Raw genomic sequence first — 21,855 nt, 5'->3', positions numbered from 1 at the left:
CACACACGCAGCAATGGCGTAAGACGTAATGTGAAATCAAGCAGTTAGCGGGCTGCGGATTGCAGCTTGGCCGGCAAATGGAATCAGATCTGGCGACATAATTCAGAAGCTGTTCCCTCAGTAAATGCGCTGTTTTCCATCAGGAAACACAGGCTACCGAAACATGCGTCTCTATGCAGGCGACAACCGGGAGGTTGACGTCCCTGCGATAAGCCACGAGGCCATCGGTTCACTCCGGTCATGCGGTTCTTTTGTCCGCAGCTCTATCAATAATGCAAGTAAAAATAACGAGTAAGTTGAAGATGAAAAGAATGTTAATTAACGCAACTCAGCAGGAAGAGTTGCGTGTTGCCTTGGTTGATGGTCAACGACTGTATGATTTGGATATCGAAAGTCCGGGTCATGAGCAGAAGAAAGCAAATATCTACAAAGGTAAAATCACTCGTATCGAACCTAGTCTTGAAGCGGCTTTTGTTGATTACGGCGCTGAAAGACACGGTTTCCTCCCTCTTAAAGAAATCGCCCGCGAATACTTCCCTAACAACTATTCCTCCCACGGTCGTCCTAACATCAAAGACGTGTTGCGTGAAGGTCAGGAAGTCATTGTTCAGGTAGATAAAGAAGAGCGTGGCAACAAAGGCGCAGCACTGACCACCTTTATCAGTCTGGCAGGCAGCTATCTGGTCTTAATGCCAAATAACCCTCGTGCGGGCGGTATTTCACGCCGAATCGAAGGTGACGATCGTACCGAGCTCAAAGAAGCGTTGGGATCATTACAACTGCCCGATGGTATGGGGCTTATTGTTCGTACCGCTGGTGTGGGAAAATCCGCTGAAGCGCTGCAATGGGATCTGGCTTTCCGTCTGAAACACTGGGACGCGATCAAAAAAGCCGCCGAAGGCCGCCCTGCACCGTTCCTGATCCATCAGGAAAGTAACGTGATCGTCCGCGCTTTCCGCGACTATCTACGCCCAGACATTGGCGAAATCCTGATCGACAATCCAAAAATTCTCGATCTGGCGAAAGAACATATTTCTGCGCTGGGTCGCCCTGACTTCAGCAGCAAAATCAAATTGTACAGTGGTGAAATTCCGCTTTTCAGCCACTATCAGATCGAATCGCAGATCGAATCGGCTTTCCAGCGTGAAGTTCGCCTGCCGTCCGGCGGTTCTATCGTTATCGATACGACCGAAGCGCTGACCGCAATCGATATCAACTCCGCCCGTGCAACGCGCGGTGGTGATATCGAAGAAACCGCGTTCAATACCAACCTTGAAGCCGCAGACGAAATTGCCCGCCAGTTGCGCCTGCGTGACCTCGGTGGCCTGATCGTTATCGACTTCATCGATATGACTCCGGTTCGTCACCAGCGTGAAGTTGAAAACCGTCTGCGTGACTCCGTGCGCCAGGATCGTGCACGTATTCAGATCGGTCGGATTTCCCGCTTCGGTCTGCTGGAGATGTCGCGTCAGCGTCTGAGCCCTTCACTGGGTGAATCCAGCCACCACGTCTGCCCACGCTGTAGCGGCACAGGCACGATTCGTGACAATGAATCACTTTCACTGTCTATTCTTCGTCTGATTGAAGAAGAAGCGCTGAAAGAAAATACCAAAGAAGTCCACGCGATTGTTCCGGTCCAGATTGCCTCTTATCTGCTGAACGAGAAGCGTGACGCCGTTAACGCCATTGAGAAACGTCAAGGCGGCGTGCGCGCGATCATCGTGCCACACGACGGTATGCAGACACCGCACTACTCCGTTGTTCGCGTCCGTAAAGGCGAAGAGAAACCAACGCTCAGCTATTTGCTGCCTCAGCGTTTGGAAACGGAAACGCAGCAGTTGCAAGACGAACAAACGATCGAGCGTAAACAGCCTGAGCAACCCGCTTTAGCAACGTTTAGCATGGCTGAAATGCCAGAGGAAACCACGCCTCCAGTTGCCAAAGCGGCTCCTGCTGTAGCAAAAGCCACAGAGGATGCTCAACCGGGCCTCTTTAGCCGTTTCCTCAGTGCCTTGAAAGGCGTATTCGCTTCTGAACCTGTTGAAAAAACAGTGGATGCTGCTGACGATAAGAAAGCAGAAGACGAGAAATCTACTGAGGGTCAGCGTTCTGAACGTCGGAACTCACGCCGTCAGGGTAATAATCGCCGCGATCGTGGCTCACGTGACAATCGTGACAATCGTGACAATCGTGACAATCGTGACAATCGTGAACAGCGTGATGATCAACGCCGTAATAAGCGACAAAGTGAGGATGCGGTTACTGACACTCGGGCTGCGGAAAATGTGGAGAAATCCAGTTCGGAAGAACAACCGCGTCGTGAGCCGCGTGCTGAACGCCAGCGCCGTCGTCAAGATGATCGTCGTCAGGCTCCGGCAGAGGCAAAAGTACAGCCAGTTATTGATGATTCCGATGACAATGCAGTTGAGGACAAACCGACTCAGGTTATGCCACGTCGCCAGCGCCGTCAGTTGACGCAGAAAGTACGCGTTCAGTCTGATGCTCAACAAGATACCCTCTCCGATAGCACAGCGCCTGTCGCTGCCCCATCTGAGCAGGTTCAATCTTACGTCAAGCCAAGCGATGCTGCGGTAGATACTAACGAGGCCGATAACGAGCAAAACGATGCTAATCGTGCCAATGCCGAAAATGGCGGTATGCCGCGTCGTTCACGTCGTTCGCCACGTCACCTTCGCGTCAGCGGCCAGCGCCGTCGCCGCTATCGTGATGAGCGTTACCCATCTCAGTCACCAATGCAGTTGGAATTTGCCGCCGCCTCTCCGGAAATGGCATCAGGAAAAGTGTGGGTTAGCTATCCTCTTGCACAGCCACAGCCGGTTGAAAGCCAACAGCAGGACGAGAACGTTGCAGCAATTGAAACACCGCTGTTACCTGCCGTTGTCGAAGCCGCAGTGACTGTACAAGCTGACACAGTGGAATCCAACACGGTTGAAAACGTTGCGATTACTGAAGCGGTAGAAACAGTAGTTCACGAAGAAGCCGCGGTAACCGCAACAGCACAATCTGCCGACGTTATCCAGGATAGCAATGTAGTGGATGTCGAGGTGAGTACCGGAGGCGAAGAAAGCGTCGCCGAGCCAGTTACCGAAAACACCGCTATCGACGATGCTATCGCTGCAGTTGCCGTGAATGCCGTTGAAGAAGCAAAAGTTGCTGATACGGCGGAGACTCAGGTCGCTGAAGAAACTGTTGACGCGGTTGCTTCTGAACAAGCAGTGGCTGAAAACGTAGCTACCGAAGCAGTCGTAGAAGACAAGCAAGCGGATAGCATCGCTGATGCAACTGAGAAAGCAGATGTGGCAGAACCGGTTTCTACCCCTGCGGTTTCCGCAGTACAGGAAACCAGTCTGCCACAACGCGTTCAGGATGAGCCGGTAACCGCTATCAGCGCACAACCGATTGTGGAAGCGTCTGTATCGAGCGTAACATCTGTATCGAGCGTAACAAAGGCAGCAAGCGTTGCTGAGCAACCTCGTTATAAGCTCCACGCGACAGCGCCTATGACTAAAGCGCCAGCGCCAGCATACCGTGCAGAGCCTGCTCGACACAGTGATTGGGTACGTCCGGCCTATCCGTTCTCAGGAAAAGGTTCGGCAGGCGGCCATGCCGCAGTTAACCAGTCAACAGCGCCAGCAACCAAACCTACACCGGTCAGCGAGTAATCCTGATTTCTATAGACAAACACCCGCCAATTGGCGGGTGTTTTTTTATGCACAACTATTTTTTAGCCTAAAAAATTCAATAGTTTGATATCTACACTATCTGTTTTGCCATCCAGTTCCACCAAGAAGCGTTTAAAGTGCTCACTCTGCTCATGTGATGCCACAGCATCACGATCCTTCCAGCGTTCGAAGAACACAAACGAGCCGGGTTTATCCACGACTTCATGCAGATCATACTGCGCATTGCCCGCTTCCTGTCGGCTAGGTGATACCACGCGCTTTAGCGTTGCGGTAACATCAGCAATGAACTCAGCCTTTGCCTGAATAGTGGCAACAATACGAATTTCCATATACATCCCTTTTTTATCAATGAAAAGATAATGCTATCAGATGCCAATCCACGGTTAATTTCAAGCATTCATCAACAAACGGATGCATTCAAATAGCTTTACGCTTATCCTTATCCCCCGCCGTATCAGTCCCAAAACCAACCGAAAGACGATGTTTTTCTACTGACCGCCGGAGCGCAATTCCATGACCGCACAGCCCACTATTCTTAAAATCCGTCGCCCTGACGATTGGCACATTCACCTGCGTGACGATCAGATGCTGGAAACCGTTCTACCCTATACCAGCCGTTTCTTTGGCCGTGCGATTGTTATGCCTAACCTGACGCCGCCGATTACCAGCGTAGCCAGCGCTATCGCGTATCGTCAGCGTATTTTAGCCGCGGTCCCGCAGGGTGATGATTTTCATCCGCTGATGACGTGCTACCTGACCGATGCGCTTGATGCCAACGAAGTCGTGAGTGGCTTTGAGCAAGGTGTCTTTACCGCAGCCAAACTCTATCCAGCCAATGCGACAACGAACTCCAGCCATGGGGTCACCAGCGTCGCCAATATTTCTGGCATTCTGGAACAAATGCAGAAAATTGGCATGCCGTTACTCATCCACGGTGAAGTTACCGACTCTGCCGTTGATATTTTCGATCGGGAAGCGCGCTTCATCGAAACCGTGCTGGAACCATTACGCAAACAGTTCCCTGAGCTGAAGGTCGTCCTTGAGCACATTACGACGAAAGAAGCCGCGCAGTATGTTGTTGAAGGTAATGATTATCTCGCCGCAACCATTACACCGCAGCATCTGATGTTTAACCGTAATCATATGCTGGTTGGTGGCGTTCGCCCTCACCTATATTGCCTGCCGATCTTAAAACGCAATACGCATCAGCAGGCGCTACGTGAAGCGGTTGCTAGCGGCTGCGACCGACTTTTCCTCGGCACTGACTCCGCGCCCCATGCAAAACACAGAAAAGAGTCCAGCTGCGGCTGTGCCGGTGTGTTCAATGCCCAGGCGGCATTAAGTACCTACGCCACCGTTTTTGAAGAAATGAACGCGCTGGATAAACTCGAAGCATTCTGTTCCCTGAACGGCCCACGTTTTTATGGCCTGCCGGTGAACGACAGCTTGATTGAGCTTCATCGTGAAACCGTCACGTTCCCCGAAGAAATCGCTCTCGGCGACGAGTCGCTAATCCCCTTCCTAGCCGGACAAAGCCTCAACTGGTCAGTCCGTTAATCGACAAGCCCATCCGCACTATGCCGATGGGCTAAATTTTATTGCGTGTCTTGTTCTCCACTTGCAATAACTGTATAAATAAACAGTTTAAAGTTTGGAGGTCAGCATGCGCGTAGAAATCACTCTTGCAAAGACAACGCCTTTACCCGCTGGTGCAGTCGACGCACTCAGGCATGAGCTGGAAAAGCGTATTCATAAAATTTATCCCGACACGCCCATTCAGGTTCGTTATGCATCCGCAAATAACCTGACAGTCATGGGGGGTGGCAAAGAGGACAAAGATCGTATCTCTGAAATCTTGCAGGAAACGTGGGAAAGCGCCGACGACTGGTTTACCGCAGAGTAATCTAAAGCTTGAAAAATAACGAAGATATAGGCTGTAATGGCAGTTTAAAGCGGCAATTCGCCATGTGCTATGACCGAGGGTATCTGTTATGACGGTAGAAAAACCAGAAGAGGCAATGACATTTGGGGAACTGCTGGAGCTGATTGGCGAGCAACAACGCAAGATCGACGCTCTGGAACTTGCCTTTTCGTCCCTGGCGTTCTGCCTTGATGAAAAAGCAAACAAGCTGATGATTCACAATCTGGCACTCGAGTCTCAAAATGAGAATCGGGATCCAGCGATGAAGAAATACCTTGCTCGACTTGCTGCCGCATTGGAGAAAAATGCAGGATTTGGTGTGGAATAATGCTCTGCCGCCCCTGTTAACAACACCTTCGGGATGAAAGCCTATTCGTCCCGATATTTCATCTAACGCACCACCTATCCCTTAGCCACACCTGTCTGTGTAATCTTTTTTACGAAAAATTGAAAATATTTCCCATAAATTAAATAAGCAGCAGTATACTGATAATGTTCATTTAAAAATAATGAACCACCAGAAGCCTCGTTAGTCACTCATGTTAGTAACTAGTCAATAAAGGGGTATTTATGGATAGAGAAAATGAAGTTATTCAGACACATCCTCTTGTAGGTTGGGACATCAGCACCGTTGACAGTTATGACGCCATGATGATCCGTTTGCACTACTTATCCACCTCGGACCAAGCACCAGATGAAGCACATGTAGACCGGACGCTTTGGCTAACGACCGATGTTGCAAGGCAACTGATACACATACTTGAAGCCGGTATTGCAAAAATCGAATCTACAGACTGTGACGCCAGTGATTACCGAAAACATTAGTAATTGATAACGTTATTAATATTATATTCAATACCCATTGACTTTCCTAAAATAACAACACCGCCAATAGGGCGGTGTTGTTATTTTAGGGCTATTCTCATTTCTTTTTATATCCGTCAATAAATTAATTCGTGCCTATCTGTTTTTATACTATCACCGCCCTGATGCTAATAATCACCTGCTACATCATTATTCAACTAATAGAGTCCCTTTCCAGTGCCATTAATTTATTTCACCGTCGTCTTTATTCATCCTTCGCCTGAAAACAGCCATTAGAAATATCTATTTCTAGTAAAGAACTTCCATAACCAAACTGAATAAATTATGAATTTAAATTCAAAAAAATTGCTCATCTTTATGATAATGTTGCAATTTGAAAGTTTATATTGATTTTATGTTTCTTCCTGTTAAATTTCGCCGGATTGACTACGTTACCGATCTGATAAGGAGCTATCACCATGCTTTGGCGTAATACCTCTTCTCGTTATGGCCATATCAGCATTCTTTTGCACTGGATTGCAGCGTTAACCGTTTATGGCATGTTCGCTTTAGGGCTGTGGATGGTCACATTAGGGTACTACAATATTTGGTATCACCGTGCCCCAGAGATTCACAAAGCCATTGGCGTGCTGTTCTTTGCTATTTTAATCTTTCGCGTGGTGTGGCGTTTTATCTCCCCACCGCCTCCGCCGTTGAAAAGCTATTCCACATTAACCCGCGTCAGCGCGACGCTGGCTCATATTGCGCTTTATGTCATTCTTTTCGCCATTCTCATTAGTGGATATCTCATTTCCACTGCCGAAGGGCATTCCATCTCAGTTTTTGGCTGGTTTTCTGTTCCGGCCATTGTCAGCGGCTTGACGGATCAGGCCGATATAGCAGGCGACGTGCATCTTTATCTCGCATGGGCGGTGGTTGCCTTATCAGCGCTGCACGGTTTAGCCGCATTAAAACACCACTTTATCGATGGTGATAACACGTTGAAACGGATGTTGGGTCGCAACGTTCCTTAACTTTTTGGATTTATGGAGAAATACCAATGCTGAAGAAAACACTACTGAGCCTGACCGCAGTATCCATGCTTGCCTCTGCCGGTTCTGCACTGGCAGCAGAGTACAAGTTCGATAAAGAAGGCCAGCACGCGTTTATTGAATTCCGCATTAAACACCTCGGTTATAGCTGGCTTTACGGCAGCTTTAACGACTTCGATGGCGCTTTTACCTTTGATGAGAAAAACCCATCAGCGGATAAAGTGAATGTCACTATCAACACCAACAGCGTTGACACTAACCACGCTGAACGTGACAAGCACCTTCGCAGTGCTGAATTTTTAAACGTTACCAAGCATCCGCAGGCAACGTTTACATCCACTGAAGTGAAGAAAGACGGTGAAGACTACGATATTACCGGTAACCTAACCTTAAATGGCGTCACCAAACCCGTTAAGCTGGATGCCAAACTCATCGGTCAGGGTGATGACCCATGGGGTAACTATCGTGCAGGATTTCAAGCCGAAGGTACTATCAAGCTGAAAGACTTCAACATCACGACCGATTTGGGTCCAGCTTCACAGGATGTAGAACTGATTATTGCCGTTGAAGGCGTTCGCCAGAAATAAGGCGGCACCACGCATCAACAGTACACAGCCCTTTCCGTTGGAAAGGGCTTTTTATTGCACGATGAGCCGTTCGCTATTCAGCCTTGTCTTTCGCTACCGGTGCAGGAATGTGCAACGTTGACTGCAACAATCCTTTGGATTTATTGAAGATCTTCATCCCATTTTCACGCCCGCTGCGTATCGCTCTCTGCTCTTCCAATGGCAGTTTCGTTTCATCCTGACACTGCGTGCTACAGCAACCTTCGTATTTTGCGGCACAACTCGGGCATTGGATAAACAGAAGATGGCACCCTTCATTACGGCAGTTAGTGTGGCTATCACACGACGCTCCGCACTGATGGCAATGCGCGATAACATCATCAGAGATACGCTCCCCCATCCGTTCATCAAACACGAAATTCTTGCCGATAAACTTCAGCGGTAAGCCCTGAGCTTTAGCCTGACGCGTATACTCGATAATGCCACCCTCGACGTGATACACGTTCTTAAAGCCGTGATGCAGCATGTAAGCGCTGGCCTTCTCGCAACGAATACCGCCCGTGCAGTACATGACAATATTTTTATCACGCACCTCGTCCAGCATTTCAACTGCCATCGGCAACTGCTCACGAAACGTATCCGACGGCACTTCCAGTGCATTCTCGAAATGTCCGACTTCATATTCGTAATGATTACGCATATCGACAAACACGGTATCAGGATCGTCAGCCATCGCATTAACCTGATCGGCTTTCAGGTATTGCCCAACATTCGCGGGGTTAAAGGTAGGATCGTCAATGCCATCGGCAACAATCCGTTCGCGTACTTTCATACGCAATACCCAGAACGATTTCCCGTCATCTTCCAGAGCGACATTTAAGCGAATCTGATCGAGTGCCGGATGCGCACTGAACAATGCAGCTTTAAAGGTATCGAACTGATTATTGGGCACGCTGATTTGAGCGTTAATCCCTTCAGTGGCAATATAAATACGTCCAAAGACCTTGTATTGCTCAAGCTGAATATACAGGCGATCGCGAAATGCTTTTGGATCGTCAATCGTAAAATATTTATAGAAGGAAACTGTGGTACGCGGCTCGGTTTCCGCAAGCATACGTGCCTTCAGTTCCTCATTAGAAATTCGGTTATGTAACACTGGCATGGTGTACGTTCCTGTCTTCATTGAGGTTAGCGTGTGACGTTCAATATCAAGCTATAGCTCGATACATCGAATCGTCGGCATCATACCTGATAGCGTTGAGGCTGTCAGGGCATGAAATGAATAGCGCAACGAGAAAGAGTGATCTACCGTAAGCCAATGACCTCTGGGATTCATTTTCGCGTTCATGAAGTATCATCATCGAAGGATCTGTCATTATGAGCCAGCTTTTCTCCCCCGTATCGCTTGGTAAACTCGAACTGCCCAACCGAATCATCATTGCCCCCATGTGTCAGTATTCAGCTGAGGATGGCAAGGCGACAGCCTGGCATACGATGCATTTAGGTAACCTGTCACATTCTGGCGCTGGGCTACTTATTATTGAGGCGACCGCAGTTTCGCCAGAAGGTAGGATCTCCCCGCACGACCTTGGTTTGTGGGATGACGCAACCGAACAAGCCCTTACCAGCGTGATTCAGTCTGTCAAAACCTATTCTGACATCCCCCTCGGCATACAGTTGGGGCACGCAGGCCGCAAAGCCTCAACGGGCGTTCCGTGGAGCGGACGGGCATTTCTGCACCCAGAACAGGGGGGTTGGCAGACTATTGCGCCATCAGCTGTTCCTTACAACGTGAGCGATGCAACACCAAAGGCCATGTCAGAACCGCAAATCCGTGCGCTAATTGACGCGTTCGTTGACTCTGCCAAACGTGCGGACCGTCTGGGCTTTGATCTGATAGAGATTCACGCTGCTCACGGCTATTTGCTGCACCAGTTCCTTTCACCGCTGACAAATCAGCGCACAGATGGCTATGGCGGTTCGCTTCAAAATCGGATGCGTCTGGTCACTGAAATTTACCGTGCGATACGCGACGTTTTTCCTGAACATAAAGCCGTTGGTGTGCGCATTTCTGCGACAGATGGTGTGGAAGGAGGCTGGGATCTGGAACAGTCCGTACAGCTCAGTAAAGCACTGCACGAATTAGGCTGCGATTTCATCCATGTCTCCAGCGGCGGGCTATCGCCGTTGCAACAGATTCATCCTGCGCCTAATTATCAGGTACCGTATGCGCAGCGGATTAAGCAAGAGGTTGGTATTACGACCATCGCCGTTGGATTGATAACCGAGCCGGAACAGGCAGAAGCGATCGTTGCAACCGGTGAGGCAGACGCTATCGGGCTGGCTCGCGCGATACTCTTCGATCCTCGCTGGCCGTGGCATGCGGCCGCCAGACTAGGCGCACAGGTCTCCGCCCCTGCACAGTACTGGCGTAGTGAACCACGCTACGCCAGAGGCATTTTCAAACAGTAACGATAAACATGGTGTGTCAGGCGATCCTTTCAGGGTCGCCTCTTCCCCGTTTCACCATGCTCTATGTCACCAAAAGTCAAAAATCATTCTCTGGAGATGGTACGATTATTGCCGCTTTCTGTATAAAAATCAGTCAATAAGACAGTAATAGTTTGTTTTATTGGCAAAGCACCGCAATAATCTATCTTGCAGTTAACCATTAACCCGATTCTTTTTAACGGTTCGCGTGCTGACCAGCACCAAAATATTGATACTGAGGCCATGACACAAATCCCTTCTTTTAATCGTTCATTGCTACATCCGCGCTACTGGCCCACCTGGTTGGGCATCGGTATTCTTTACCTTATCGTCTTGCTGCCCTACCCCGCTATTTATCGTATCGGTACCGCGCTCGGCTATCTGGCTATGCGCCTGCTGCAAAAACGCGTCAAGATTGCCGCTCGCAACCTTGAACTGTGTTTCCCCGATATGCCACAGGCTGAGCGTGATGAATTAGTCAGGAAGAATTTCGAATCGGTCGGCATGGGCGTAGTTGAAACAGGTATGGCCTGGTTTTGGCCGAATTGGCGTCTCGAACGCTGGTTTACGGTAACAGGCCTTGAGCATATACGCCCTGAGAACGAACGGGAGCAAGGTGTATTGCTTATCGGGCTGCATTTTTTAACATTGGAGCTCGGTGCACGCGTTTTTGGTATGCACAATCCGGGAATCGGCGTGTATCGTCCAAATGATAACAAGCTGATTGACTGGTTACAGACGTGGGGAAGGCTGCGCTCCAATAAATCCATGCTGGATCGGAAAGATCTTAAGGGCATGATTCGCGCCCTCAAACAGGGGGACATCATCTGGTATGCCCCAGATCATGATTATGGTCCACGCAGCAGCGTATTCGCCCCACTGTTTGCCGTAAACACCGCAGCAACAACCCGCGGGAGCTATATGCTGATAAAAACAGCACATCCGGCAATCATCCCATTTGTGCCACGCCGGCTGCCCGAAGGAAAAGGTTATGAGCTGCTGATTCAGCCTGCTGAACAGGGAGCGCCTATAGATAATGAAACCGTGACCGCAGCCTGGATGAACAAGGTCGTTGAAAAGAACATTCTGCTCGCACCGGATCAATACATGTGGCTGCACCGCCGTTTCAAAACCCGTCCGGAAGGCGAACCGCCCCTTTATTAACATGCCCCCCTGTAGTTTCAGGAATTGCGACACCTTATGACAGACGAAAAAAAAGCAACGGCGATGGATTGCCGTTGCTTTATCTTTCACACCACTAATTTTCTACACTACAAGCAGTTAGCTTTTGATATGAGGTGCGGACAGTTTTTGGTAAGACTCAACCCATGCAGCATACGCTTCCGGTTTTTGCCACACATGGTAGTGCAAGCGCGAGATCGTAACGGGATCGCTAAGCAATGCCAGACGCTGGTTATTGGTCACCTCTTCCGGCTTGCGATTCAAAGCATCACGCACATTCTGCTCACGTACATCTTCAATCGCGCGGCTGAAGCGGTGACGCGCCGTCGCCATTGCACTGGCAAGGGCATTAACTGACGGATCAAAGACGGCCTGCATAAACCCGTTATCGAGTCTACGCTGGTGGTTCAACCGGCAATATTCATCCGTAGCGACCAATTCACGTGGCGGATTAAACTCTTCTGGTATCATCAACAGCTTCGCACGCTTACACCCCAACCCCAACGCTGCACGGCTCGAGTAAACCGATACAAACGGCGACAGAATCAGCGAGAAGACAATCGGCGACAGCCACCACAAGAAACGCAGATCCAACCATGCCATGCCAATCGCCCAGACCAGACCCAGAATCAACTGAGAACCGTGGCGCACAAACGCTTCACTCCACGGGGTCGCATCGTCGTCACGCTGTGGAGAATTCCACTGCACCGACCAGCCAAGAAATGCACTGACAACAAACACCGTATGGAACAACATACGAACCGGTGCCAGCAGAACCGAGAACAACATTTCCAGCAACAGAGAAAGGAATACCCGGAAAGCGCCACCGTACTCTTTTGCCCCTTTCGCCCATACCAGAATCACGCTCAACAGCTTTGGCAAGAACAGTAAGACCAATGTCGTCGAGAAGAGCGCAATAGCCAGTTCCGGCCGCCATTGTGGCCAGACGGGGAACAGCTGTCGAGGCTGCAAGAAGTACTGTGGTTCCATCAGCGTATGCACAACCTGTAAGGCTGTAGAGAGCACCAAGAACATAAACCACAGCGGTGCTGACAGATAAGACATCACACCAGTAAGGAAAACAGCACGGTGAACCGGATGCATACCTTTAACCAGGAACAACCGGAAATTCATCAGGTTACCATGGCACCAACGGCGGTCACGTTTCAATTCATCCAGCAGGTTAGGCGGCAGCTCTTCATAGCTTCCCGGCAGATCATATGCGATCCACACGCCCCATCCTGCACGACGCATCAGCGCAGCTTCAACGAAGTCGTGAGAAAGAATTGCACCGGCGAACGAACCTTCACCCGGCAGCGGTGCCAGAGCACAGTGCTCGATGAACGGCTTAACGCGGATAATCGCGTTATGACCCCAGTAATGCGACTCACCCAACTGCCAAAAATGCAGACCGGCGGTGAACAGCGGCCCATAGACACGCGTTGCAAACTGCTGGCAGCGTGCGTACAGCGTATCCATGCCAGAGGCTTTCGGCGAGGACTGGATGATACCGGCGTTCGGATTCGCTTCCATCAGTCTGACCAGAGACGTCAGACATTCACCGCTCATCACGCTATCGGCATCCAGAATCACCATGTAGCTGTACTGGTTACCCCAGCGGCGGCAGAAATCGTCGATATTGCCGCTTTTACGTTTGACGCGACGACGACGACGGCGATAGAAGATACGCCCTGCTCCGCCAACATCACGACACAGCTCCATCCAGGCCTTTTGCTCTGCCACACAAATATCAGGATCGTTACTGTCGCTCAGGACGTAAATATCGAAATGCTCAAGGTTGCCCGTCGCTTCAACCGATTCATACGTCGCACGCAATCCCGCAAACACGCGTTCTACGTCTTCGTTACAAATCGGCATGATTAACGCCGTGCGATGCTCGGGATTCAGCGCCTCGTTACCTACCGTCGTGGAAGAGATACTGTATTTGTCTCGACCAATCAGCAGTTGCAGGAACCCCATCAGTGCGGTCCAGAACCCAGCTGACACCCAACAGAACAGCACCGCGAACAGAACGAGTATGCCGCTTTGCAGCACATAAGGCAGCAGTTGCATCACGGAGCGCGTCCAAGGCTGCCCCGCCATTTCAAACGGATCGATCAGCGCCCATCCCTGATAAGGGAGAATGGTTTTCATATACCAGGTTGCGATCGCCGTCTGGAACAGCGTCAACGCCAGCAGAATATAGCGGCGGATTGTCCCCACCAGACGCCAGCGGTTTTCGGAAATTTTCTCTTCTGGGCTGTAATGAGGACGAGGCGGCACAGTACGGCCCAACAGACTTTCCCACCAGCGGATCAGTGGATTCGTCCGCCAGACATCAGGGAACATAGAAGCACGGGTAATGACAGGCATTGCTTTTAATGCCGTCCGCCCTTCTCTGTCTGTGCCGAGCTGCTTACCATTGTCCAGACCATCAGCCCAAGCCATTTCAAGACGAGCCTGCACGGAATGCAGTGCAACATCGTCTTCTGCCTGAACATTGGTCTGGCCCCCCTCAGACGGGTTACCTTCAGACTGGCTGCCTTCAGACAAAGCCTGATGCAAAACGGCCTGATCGTTCCAGGCCGCTTGCGGTAATTTTTCGCGAAGAACCTCTGCCTGCGGAGCAGGCAGAGGAAGTTTCTCAATATAATCGAGAGAAGAAGTTGACTTATTCATTAGCAGGCAGCTGATTGCTCCAGGTTTCAGTCAATGTCGTCTCGCCATTAACCAACGCAGCTCTCATTTCAGTCGGCTGTTTCGCATCCTTCACACGCAAACGCAGCGTCAGACGCCAGCCATGAGTTACCGGGTTATAGCGAACATTATTTTCTACAATCTCGCCGTTGTCGCCAATGCTGACCTGAGAAGCTACCGGAGCGTTCTCATCCAGTTCTTTTAAATTCGGCCCAATAAAGTCCACAATATAAGCGATCGTGCCGTCAGGCTGGCGGATCAGGTTAGATTGTTTGACATCACCGGCAGAACGACGGGTCTGTTGAACATAGGCAATATTCGGGGAATGCAGTTGATCTTCGTCGCGCGTAAAGTGCAGACGATATTTAATATCCAGCGGTTTGCCCGTTTCTGGCAACACATCCGGCGTCCAGAAGGCAACGATGTTGTCGTTGGTTTCATCCGCAGTAGGAATTTCAACCAGTTCAACTTTTCCTTTGCCCCACTCGCCTTTCGGCTCAACCCAACCGCTTGGGCGCAGATCGTAACGATCGTCAAGATCTTCATAGGCAGTGAAATCGCGGCCACGTTGCAGCAGACCAAATCCTTTCGGGTTCTCTACCGCATACGTGCTCACAGACAGGTGCTTAGGATTATTCAGCGGACGCCAAATCCATTCGCCATTACCAGCATGAATTGACAAACCGTTAGAGTCGTTCAGCGCGGGACGATAGTTCAACGTCGGTGACGGCTGGTTAGGCCCAAACAGATACATACTGGTCAGGGGAGCGATACCCAGCTTGCCCACTTTATCACGCAGGAAGACTTTAGCCTGAACATCTACGACGCTGTCACGACCCGGATAAACGGTAAAACGGTAAGCCCCTGCGGCACGCGGCGAATCCAGCAGCGCATAAATCACGAGGTGTTTATCATTCGCTTTTGGACGTTCAATCCAGAATTCACGGAAACGCGGGAACTCTTCACCAGAAGGCAACGCGGTATCGATAGCCAGACCACGTGCGGATAAGCCATAAATCTGGCCTTTACCTACCACACGGAAATAGCTGGCACCCAGCATACTGACAATTTCATCGTTCTTATCTGCTTTATTGATCGGATAGAGAACTTTAAAACCAGCAAAGCCGAGATTTTTAACAGCTTCAGGATCGTGATTAACGGAACCAAAATCAAAGTACTCTGGAGAGTATTTAATCTCATCAACCGTTGTCGCCGTGACTTCATTAATTTTCACTGGGGTATCGAAATACATCCCCTGATGGTAAAACTGGAGCTTGAAAGGCGTCTGTACATTATTCCAGTATGACTTATCGTTATTGAAACGAATTTGCTGATAGTCCGCAAATTTCATATCACGAAATTGCGCAGGAAGATTACTTTTCGGCGCTTCAAAACCCTTTTGTGCCAGTTTTTCAGCCTGCTGTGCCACATCATCAATAGAAAATGCCCAAGCAGGCACTGCGCTTACAGACAGCATAATGGCGGCGGACAGCCAGCGAAGGCTAGCAACCCGCTGTTTAAACCCAAATTTATTATCCAGCACAGCTCCCCCTGTTGGTGTGCTTCAATCAACTAAAATCCATATTAATGGATAAGTTAGCTTTCCCACAACTTGATAAAGATATTGTTCACCATAATAGGTCAGCGTTTAAACAACGAGCACGCTAAAGCATGATAAACCGGGTTGTAAAAATGGAAAACAGCCACGGACTATAGCGAATATCGACCTACGCGTGCGTAGGATTATTCCGTTTACGCCCGTGCAATTTCCTGACGTGTCATTGATAGGAATCAGAACGGATAGCAACAGCGCTTCATATGTCACTTACAGTATGTCGGGTATAAACATTTGTGTAACAATGCAGGGACAAGTAAAGTACACTCCTTGGCTGAACCCGGTATTGTTGAATTAAGACTGCTATGCTTTTGTCCGCGCTACGACGGCGAAGTTTCCCAGCCTGGGTCGGCATCTTCGCTATTTTGACCATCTTCATTGCCCCAGTGATTTCACAAACACTGGTGCTTCATGGGGCCCATGCTCATGAAGAGGGTACAAGCACGCTTGGTTCTACTACACATAGTGCTACGGCACATACGACCAGCGCGCATGATACAACCGCGTCCACCCGCGACAGTATAACCGAACCGCATCATAATCATACCGGACATGAGATGTCCGGGCATCACGCGACGCAATCACACCATTCCCCCTCATCACCGTCCATGATGATGGATCATGCTGCTTGCGGTTATTGCGTACTCTTTTCGTATACGCCAGCGTTGTTCGCAACGGGCTCTCCCAATCCCATACTGGCGGCGTCCTTATCGGAAACGCTGGTTATTCATTTTATTTCACGCATTGTCCTTCCTGAACGTTATGCTTCTCCTGTAGTCCGCGCCCCGCCTTTCTGAATCACGCATCATCATGCTCATGTGAATTTATAACGCATCACGCTATACCCTTTCTGGTGTGGCGTTTGCTCATTGTTTTGCTCAGTGATTTCAGAGGGTTTTATGTCACACCCTAATCAGGCATCAGCCACTGCCTCCAGCACGCGCCTAGCCGCAGAAACTGCGTCGGATAAACACGCGATGGATAAGGTATCGCCGCGTGCCGCAATCGTTGCCCTGTTCATCCGACTTCATTTTTATATCGGTATTTTTGTCGGTCCTTTTATTTTTGTCGCTGCCCTGACAGGGACGCTGTATGTCCTGACGCCGCAGATTGAAAACCGTCAGTATTCACACCAACTTTTCACCGAAAGCCAGGGCACGCCGCACTCTCTGGCTGAGCAAATCCATGCTGCACAGGCGGGACTCGCTCACCGTCAGGATGCAAAATTACTGGCGATACGCCCTGCGCCTGCCGCGGGAGAAACCACCCGCGTCATGTTTGCCTTGCCTGAATTGGGACCATCGGAAAGCCGCGCCGTTTTCATCGATCCTGTTTCGCTGGAAAATCGCGGCAACGAGATCGTTTACGGTACTAGCGGCATCCTGCCGTTCCGTACCTGGCTTGATTACCTGCATCGCGGGCTGCTGTTAGGCGATATCGGGCGTAATTACAGCGAGCTGGCAGCATCCTGGCTGTGGGTTGCAGCACTGGGCGGCCTTGTCATCTGGTGGTCAACCCGACATCTGTCGTCAGCGGCCAAACGGCGGAAATTAAAAAATAGCCAGACGACGGCAGCCAAGACGCAGCGTTTACGCCACTGGCACGCCACAATGGGACTGACCCTTGTGCTGGGTTTGCTCTTTTTCTCCGTCACGGGGTTAACCTGGTCGCAATGGGCGGGAAGCAACATTTCTGTCGCGCGTACTGCACTAGGATGGCAAACCCCATCGGTGAACACACAGTTGCCCACACCGATGTCTCATCACGACATGATGCACGGTCACGATATGACGATGACTACGGATGAGCACGCGGAGCACCATGCGTCGATGCCAATGGGGGATGTCGACGCTTCTTCACCCGCATTATTTGATGAGGTGTTGGCTACCGCACGCCATGCTGGGATTGATGCCAATAAAATCGAAATCCGCCCTGCCACCAAGCCGCACCGTGCCTGGACCGTTACTGAGCTCGATCGTTCCTGGCCAACGCAGGTTGATGCCGTGTCGGTTAACCCTGATACGCTTGAGATTGTAGACAAAACCGATTTCAACACCTTCCCGCTTGCCGCCAAGCTCACCCGCTGGGGAGTGGATGCCCACATGGGCGTGTTATTCGGTTTGCCAAACCAACTCATCCTCGCGGCGTTTGGTCTTGGGCTCTGTACGATGATTGTGTGGGGTTATCGGATGTGGTGGATACGTCGTCCAAAATCTCGCCATGACGCTAATCCGGTCAACACGTTGATGGCAGCATGGTTAGTGGTTCCTGTATTTCAGCGTGTGTTGATTGCGCTTATTACGCTACTGCTGGCCGTGAGCTTGCCCGTCATGGGGGTCAGCCTGCTCATCTTCCTGCTGATTGACGTTGTTCGGTGGTATATGAACCATCCTAAGCAAACTATCGCTAAAAGCTGATTACCATACTGCCATTATCGTTCGACTCGCCAATAGAAAACCGCCATTGTGCTACACAATTTGTGCAACATAATGGCGGTCAATCAGCAATATAAAGGTTAACGACAAGACGTTAGAACGTCGTCCAATCCGCCAATTCACCTTTAGCAGACGTTTTTTCCGCACGGGCACTTTTAGGTGCAGCCAGTGCAGGCGCTTCTGCTTTTCTACTTAACGCAGCGCTTTTATACGATGCGCCAAGATTGAATACGCTGACCGTACGCGTGAGGCTATTTGCCTGATCTTGTAAAGAGAGCGCAGCGGCGGCAGATTCTTCAACCAATGCGGCGTTTTGCTGAGTTGTGGTATCAATTTGCCCAACGGCCAGGTTGATCTGATTGATTCCATCACTTTGCTCACGACTGGCCTGCGCAATTTCGCTGATGATTCCCGTTACGCCCTGCACATTCATCACCAGTGAGTTCATCGTGACGCCAGTTTTTTCTACCAGCCCCATGCCGTCCTGTACTTTCTTGAACGAATCATCGATAAGCTCTTTGATTTCTTTTGCCGCCGTAGCGCTGCGCTGAGCCAACGCTCGGACCTCGCTGGCGACAACGGCAAACCCTCTCCCCTGTTCACCCGCTCGTGCCGCTTCAACAGCTGCATTCAGCGCCAGAATATTAGTTTGGAATGCAATGCCATCAATCACGCCAATAATTTCCGCCATACGCTGTGACGAATCGCGGATACCGCGCATTTCCTGCGTTACCGTTTCCATCATGGCACCGCTTTTTTTCACTGTTTCAGAAGCACTGGCCGCAAGGTCTGTTGCCTGCGTCGTATTATCTGCGGTATTTCTTATCGTCGACGTCAATTGTTCCATCGATGACGCCGTTTCTTCCAGCGAACTTGCCTGTTCTTCCGTTCGGGCAGACAAATCCTGATTCCCCGCGGCAATTTGCGATGCCGCGCTGGAGATCGTTTCTGCGCCATCGCGCACCTGACTGACAATCTGCCTTAAGCTACTGTTCATATTATTCAAGGCAGATAACAGTTGACCGGTTTCATCTTTACGATTGGTATAAATTTCAGAGGTCAGATCGCCTTTCGCGACATTTTCGGCCACACCCAGTGCTTCTTGTATAGGCTGAGTTACGCTGCGGGTGATCAGTGAAGCAATAATCAGCCCAGCTAGCGCACTGATGATTATGATCGTAGCGAGAACCATCAGCGCATTTTTATAGCTGTCACCCACCGCTTGCGCTGAGGATGACATTTTATCATTCTGTATACTGATGAATTCATTGACTTTGCTGATGTATTTCGCTTGAGTAACTCGCGTTACATTGAAGTACTCTTCGGCAGCGGCGTCGGTGTTCCCTGCTAAGACCAGTGATGAGAGTTTGTTCGCTGACCCAAGGAAATCGCGTCGTATATCGCTAATATCACGCAGTACCGCAACAGATTTATCGTCATTTACAGACTGGTTCAGATACTCCATGAGTTCAGATATTTTCCCTGAACGCTCTTTGTTCAGCACCAACTGTTTATTGATTTCACTTTCTGATTTGAGTAATAACAACAGCTGCTGATTATTGAGGTAACCGTTCAGCTCATCAATGAGCTTGTTACTTTTGACGGTGAGTGGATAGTTTTGCGAAACAATTTCATCCATTTTTTCGTGAAAATCACTTAGTTTTGAAATTGCAACGCTGCCAATTACCAAAAGCATTAATACCAGAAAGGAAAATCCCGCCCCTAATCGATATCCTATACGCCAGTTGGATAAATTCATTAACATCTCCTTAATTAATTTTCTCTATCTGTATAAAAATATATAATTGAAAAATTAATATTTGTTCAATAAATACAGACAGCTCCAATACTCTTTTTCATAACAAAAAAAATACACATCTCTGGACAGATTATTTATATGCCCTGGTGAGAAACATAAACAATATGTTGATAGGCATGGTCCATCAAACCATATCCATCACGGCACGGGCGAACTGGCCTAGCCAGATACGGCGCTGGGTGCAAGACATCTTCACATACTGGCAGTAGAAAAAACGTCATCCTTTACACCTCATCTTTTGCCGCACGCTCTCGTACCCTTACTGGCTTCTTACATTCCCATGCTCCCTAAAACCCAGAAGCATTACCGCCACTAAAATTAGTGGTTAAATAGCAGCAACAAAGATGAATAAAAAACCAGAACACGTCTTCCTTACGCCGAAGGGGGTATCGGCCTTCTGTAGATAATCTTTATATTTTCTAACTTATGGCATTAATATCTATTAAATCGATCATTTTTTTAAAATCTATCTATTTATAAGATATGTAGGTTTTAAAAAATGAATATTGTATTTGGGATATAACAATAAATTCAAAAACAAATAATAACAATTTGTTATACATTTAAATAAATACTGTTTGAATTGATATTCAGCCGCATGCAGGGAATGGCGATATATGAAAAATGAGAAAAATGGCGTGGGTTAACGTTATTTTCAGTTAAATCAACATGTTATATGAAAATCAGAGGGGGGCAAAAAAGAATCACCCAGACACCTTTTTATCAAGGTGTCTGGGTGATTTAATTTTGTTCTCTATTCTTTAAATCAATCAGAGATCAGAATCACATTCCAGCATTACTTTTTCTTGGAAGTCGCTTTAGATTTACCTTTCAGTAATTCTCGGAGTTTCTTGAGTTCTTTCTGCGTCAATGGCGCTTCTGCACCCACTTCCTCCGTACCCTGACTATCCACCGCTTCAGGAGATAGATCAGAGGCCTGGTGGCTTTCATCAAAGCTTCTCAGCAACCGGGCGCTAACTTCTGCGCTGAGGGATACTTCGTTTTCCAAAGCAGCGGCTTTGATTTTTTCTTTCAGCTCTGGGGAAATTTTCAGGGACAGGCTAGATATCTCACTCATTTTATTACCTTTCTCATGGGGTAAAATAGTAAGCTATGACAGCCAGCCTACAATGTCCATACTGAAATAAAAATTTAATATTTCTGTCACATAAATAGTTTAATTATTTTCATAGCAAGGATATTATTATTTCGCTATTTTTATTTTCCTATCGAATGCTATGTATTTCCATTTTTCATTCTCCAGTCATCAATCATTTTTCTAGTCACGTCGTCTTTGTAACAAATTGGCGAATAGCCTCCTGCTCGGATCCATGCGCTACGCTTACCGCACTTGCTACCATTACGCGCTGAATTATAAGGGCAAGGGCAATTACCGGAATAAGAAGAAATCGATTCCTGAATAATCTTTTCTTTGATCTGTTCATCAGAAATCCGAGAATTTTTCGCCATACTAGGTGTAGACACAGAAAGAAGGGCAACAGCACACACCATCGCAATAGCCAGTGTTGTTTTCATATCGAAGGTCTCATTTTAACCAGAGGATAGTCAC

At 49.0% G+C, this 21,855-nt stretch carries 18 protein-coding genes; 11 read left to right on the top strand and 7 right to left on the bottom strand.

Features of this window, described 5'->3' with window-relative positions; translation table 11 throughout:
* Positions 1–302 precede the first annotated feature (302 nt).
* Positions 303–3,683: a ribonuclease E gene (gene rne, locus EO763_RS08970; protein WP_161528728.1), complete on the top strand. Its 3,381-nt coding sequence runs from the start codon at positions 303–305 to the stop codon at positions 3,681–3,683.
* A 62-nt stretch (positions 3,684–3,745) separates the two neighbouring features.
* Here the strand turns inward: rne and EO763_RS08965 are convergent, their stop codons facing one another.
* Positions 3,746–4,033, bottom strand: coding sequence for a putative quinol monooxygenase (locus EO763_RS08965; protein ID WP_161528727.1), 288 nt, complete (start codon positions 4,031–4,033; stop codon positions 3,746–3,748).
* A gap of 184 nt (positions 4,034–4,217) precedes the next feature.
* On the opposite strand from EO763_RS08965, the gene pyrC reads away from it, so the two are divergent.
* The 6 genes from pyrC to EO763_RS08935 all read left to right on the top strand — a co-directional run bounded on the left by pyrC (position 4,218) and on the right by EO763_RS08935 (position 8,068).
* Complete coding sequence (gene pyrC, locus EO763_RS08960) at positions 4,218–5,261, top strand: dihydroorotase (protein ID WP_161528726.1); 1,044 nt, start codon at positions 4,218–4,220, stop codon at positions 5,259–5,261.
* A 106-nt stretch (positions 5,262–5,367) separates the two neighbouring features.
* The gene (gene dinI / locus EO763_RS08955) at positions 5,368–5,607 is read left to right on the top strand and encodes a DNA damage-inducible protein I (RefSeq protein ID WP_161528725.1); all 240 of its coding nucleotides are present in this window, start codon (positions 5,368–5,370) and stop codon (positions 5,605–5,607) included.
* A gap of 88 nt (positions 5,608–5,695) precedes the next feature.
* The gene (locus EO763_RS08950) at positions 5,696–5,953 is read left to right on the top strand and encodes a hypothetical protein (protein WP_010297192.1); all 258 of its coding nucleotides are present in this window, start codon (positions 5,696–5,698) and stop codon (positions 5,951–5,953) included.
* A gap of 242 nt (positions 5,954–6,195) precedes the next feature.
* The gene (gene bssS, locus EO763_RS08945) at positions 6,196–6,450 is read left to right on the top strand and encodes a biofilm formation regulator BssS (protein ID WP_039489011.1); all 255 of its coding nucleotides are present in this window, start codon (positions 6,196–6,198) and stop codon (positions 6,448–6,450) included.
* Positions 6,451–6,908: 458 nt separating this feature from the next.
* On the top strand, positions 6,909–7,463 hold the full coding sequence (locus EO763_RS08940; protein WP_010276123.1) for a cytochrome b: 555 nt from the start codon (positions 6,909–6,911) through the stop codon (positions 7,461–7,463).
* A 29-nt stretch (positions 7,464–7,492) separates the two neighbouring features.
* Positions 7,493–8,068: a YceI family protein gene (locus EO763_RS08935; RefSeq protein WP_161503050.1), complete on the top strand. Its 576-nt coding sequence runs from the start codon at positions 7,493–7,495 to the stop codon at positions 8,066–8,068.
* 73 nt (positions 8,069–8,141) lie between these two features.
* Here the strand turns inward: EO763_RS08935 and trhO are convergent, their stop codons facing one another.
* Positions 8,142–9,209, bottom strand: a complete 1,068-nt coding sequence (gene trhO, locus EO763_RS08930) for an oxygen-dependent tRNA uridine(34) hydroxylase TrhO (RefSeq protein ID WP_161528724.1) — start codon at positions 9,207–9,209, stop codon at positions 8,142–8,144.
* A 215-nt stretch (positions 9,210–9,424) separates the two neighbouring features.
* On the opposite strand from trhO, the gene EO763_RS08925 reads away from it, so the two are divergent.
* Together EO763_RS08925 and EO763_RS08920 are read left to right on the top strand one after the other, a co-directional pair.
* Positions 9,425–10,519 carry an NADH:flavin oxidoreductase/NADH oxidase gene (locus EO763_RS08925; protein WP_161528723.1) on the top strand — a complete coding sequence of 365 codons (1,095 nt, stop codon included), beginning with the start codon at positions 9,425–9,427 and terminating at the stop codon, positions 10,517–10,519.
* A 261-nt stretch (positions 10,520–10,780) separates the two neighbouring features.
* Positions 10,781–11,701 (top strand): Kdo(2)-lipid IV(A) acyltransferase, encoded by a 921-nt coding sequence (locus EO763_RS08920; RefSeq protein ID WP_161528722.1) that lies wholly within the window; start codon positions 10,781–10,783, stop codon positions 11,699–11,701.
* A 117-nt stretch (positions 11,702–11,818) separates the two neighbouring features.
* Here the strand turns inward: EO763_RS08920 and mdoH are convergent, their stop codons facing one another.
* Together mdoH and EO763_RS08910 are read right to left on the bottom strand one after the other, a co-directional pair.
* The gene (gene mdoH / locus EO763_RS08915) at positions 11,819–14,398 is read right to left on the bottom strand and encodes a glucans biosynthesis glucosyltransferase MdoH (RefSeq protein WP_161528721.1); all 2,580 of its coding nucleotides are present in this window, start codon (positions 14,396–14,398) and stop codon (positions 11,819–11,821) included.
* Positions 14,391–15,893, bottom strand: a complete 1,503-nt coding sequence (locus EO763_RS08910; protein WP_103157790.1) for a glucan biosynthesis protein G — start codon at positions 15,891–15,893, stop codon at positions 14,391–14,393. The genes mdoH and EO763_RS08910 overlap by 8 nt, the downstream gene beginning before the upstream one ends.
* Positions 15,894–16,336: 443 nt before the next feature.
* On the opposite strand from EO763_RS08910, the gene EO763_RS08905 reads away from it, so the two are divergent.
* Together EO763_RS08905 and EO763_RS08900 are read left to right on the top strand one after the other, a co-directional pair.
* Positions 16,337–16,828 carry a DUF2946 domain-containing protein gene (locus tag EO763_RS08905; RefSeq protein ID WP_161528720.1) on the top strand — a complete coding sequence of 164 codons (492 nt, stop codon included), beginning with the start codon at positions 16,337–16,339 and terminating at the stop codon, positions 16,826–16,828.
* Between the two features lie 102 nt (positions 16,829–16,930).
* Positions 16,931–18,448: a PepSY-associated TM helix domain-containing protein gene (locus EO763_RS08900; protein ID WP_161528719.1), complete on the top strand. Its 1,518-nt coding sequence runs from the start codon at positions 16,931–16,933 to the stop codon at positions 18,446–18,448.
* 112 nt (positions 18,449–18,560) lie between these two features.
* Here the strand turns inward: EO763_RS08900 and EO763_RS08895 are convergent, their stop codons facing one another.
* The 3 genes from EO763_RS08895 to EO763_RS08885 all read right to left on the bottom strand — a co-directional run bounded on the left by EO763_RS08895 (position 18,561) and on the right by EO763_RS08885 (position 21,821).
* Positions 18,561–20,225 carry a methyl-accepting chemotaxis protein gene (locus EO763_RS08895; protein WP_161528718.1) on the bottom strand — a complete coding sequence of 555 codons (1,665 nt, stop codon included), beginning with the start codon at positions 20,223–20,225 and terminating at the stop codon, positions 18,561–18,563.
* Positions 20,226–21,081: 856 nt separating this feature from the next.
* Positions 21,082–21,363 (bottom strand): hypothetical protein, encoded by a 282-nt coding sequence (locus tag EO763_RS08890; RefSeq protein WP_039489001.1) that lies wholly within the window; start codon positions 21,361–21,363, stop codon positions 21,082–21,084.
* Between the two features lie 158 nt (positions 21,364–21,521).
* The gene (locus EO763_RS08885) at positions 21,522–21,821 is read right to left on the bottom strand and encodes a hypothetical protein (protein WP_161528717.1); all 300 of its coding nucleotides are present in this window, start codon (positions 21,819–21,821) and stop codon (positions 21,522–21,524) included.
* Positions 21,822–21,855 lie beyond the last annotated feature (34 nt).

Source organism: Pectobacterium odoriferum, from assembly GCF_009931295.1.
GTDB lineage: Bacteria > Pseudomonadota > Gammaproteobacteria > Enterobacterales > Enterobacteriaceae > Pectobacterium > Pectobacterium odoriferum.
Note: the sequence above shows the minus strand (reverse complement) of the source record. Positions and strands in the feature narration are given on the sequence as shown.

Excerpts from the sequence above, each read along its gene's own strand:
- EO763_RS08925 (WP_161528723.1), top strand. The coding sequence starts at position 9,425 with ATGAGCCAGCTTTTCTCCCCCGTATCGCTTGGTAAACTCGAACTGCCC.
- EO763_RS08965 (WP_161528727.1), bottom strand. The coding sequence starts at position 4,033 with ATGGAAATTCGTATTGTTGCCACTATTCAGGCAAAGGCTGAGTTCATT.
- rne (WP_161528728.1), top strand. The coding sequence starts at position 303 with ATGAAAAGAATGTTAATTAACGCAACTCAGCAGGAAGAGTTGCGTGTT.
- EO763_RS08895 (WP_161528718.1), bottom strand. The coding sequence starts at position 20,225 with ATGAATTTATCCAACTGGCGTATAGGATATCGATTAGGGGCGGGATTT.
- EO763_RS08950 (WP_010297192.1), top strand. The coding sequence starts at position 5,696 with ATGACGGTAGAAAAACCAGAAGAGGCAATGACATTTGGGGAACTGCTG.
- EO763_RS08910 (WP_103157790.1), bottom strand. The coding sequence starts at position 15,893 with ATGCTGTCTGTAAGCGCAGTGCCTGCTTGGGCATTTTCTATTGATGAT.
- EO763_RS08905 (WP_161528720.1), top strand. The coding sequence starts at position 16,337 with ATGCTTTTGTCCGCGCTACGACGGCGAAGTTTCCCAGCCTGGGTCGGC.
- EO763_RS08900 (WP_161528719.1), top strand. The coding sequence starts at position 16,931 with ATGTCACACCCTAATCAGGCATCAGCCACTGCCTCCAGCACGCGCCTA.
- EO763_RS08940 (WP_010276123.1), top strand. The coding sequence starts at position 6,909 with ATGCTTTGGCGTAATACCTCTTCTCGTTATGGCCATATCAGCATTCTT.
- mdoH (WP_161528721.1), bottom strand. The coding sequence starts at position 14,398 with ATGAATAAGTCAACTTCTTCTCTCGATTATATTGAGAAACTTCCTCTG.
- trhO (WP_161528724.1), bottom strand. The coding sequence starts at position 9,209 with ATGCCAGTGTTACATAACCGAATTTCTAATGAGGAACTGAAGGCACGT.
- EO763_RS08885 (WP_161528717.1), bottom strand. The coding sequence starts at position 21,821 with ATGAAAACAACACTGGCTATTGCGATGGTGTGTGCTGTTGCCCTTCTT.
- EO763_RS08920 (WP_161528722.1), top strand. The coding sequence starts at position 10,781 with ATGACACAAATCCCTTCTTTTAATCGTTCATTGCTACATCCGCGCTAC.
- pyrC (WP_161528726.1), top strand. The coding sequence starts at position 4,218 with ATGACCGCACAGCCCACTATTCTTAAAATCCGTCGCCCTGACGATTGG.
- dinI (WP_161528725.1), top strand. The coding sequence starts at position 5,368 with ATGCGCGTAGAAATCACTCTTGCAAAGACAACGCCTTTACCCGCTGGT.
- EO763_RS08890 (WP_039489001.1), bottom strand. The coding sequence starts at position 21,363 with ATGAGTGAGATATCTAGCCTGTCCCTGAAAATTTCCCCAGAGCTGAAA.
- bssS (WP_039489011.1), top strand. The coding sequence starts at position 6,196 with ATGGATAGAGAAAATGAAGTTATTCAGACACATCCTCTTGTAGGTTGG.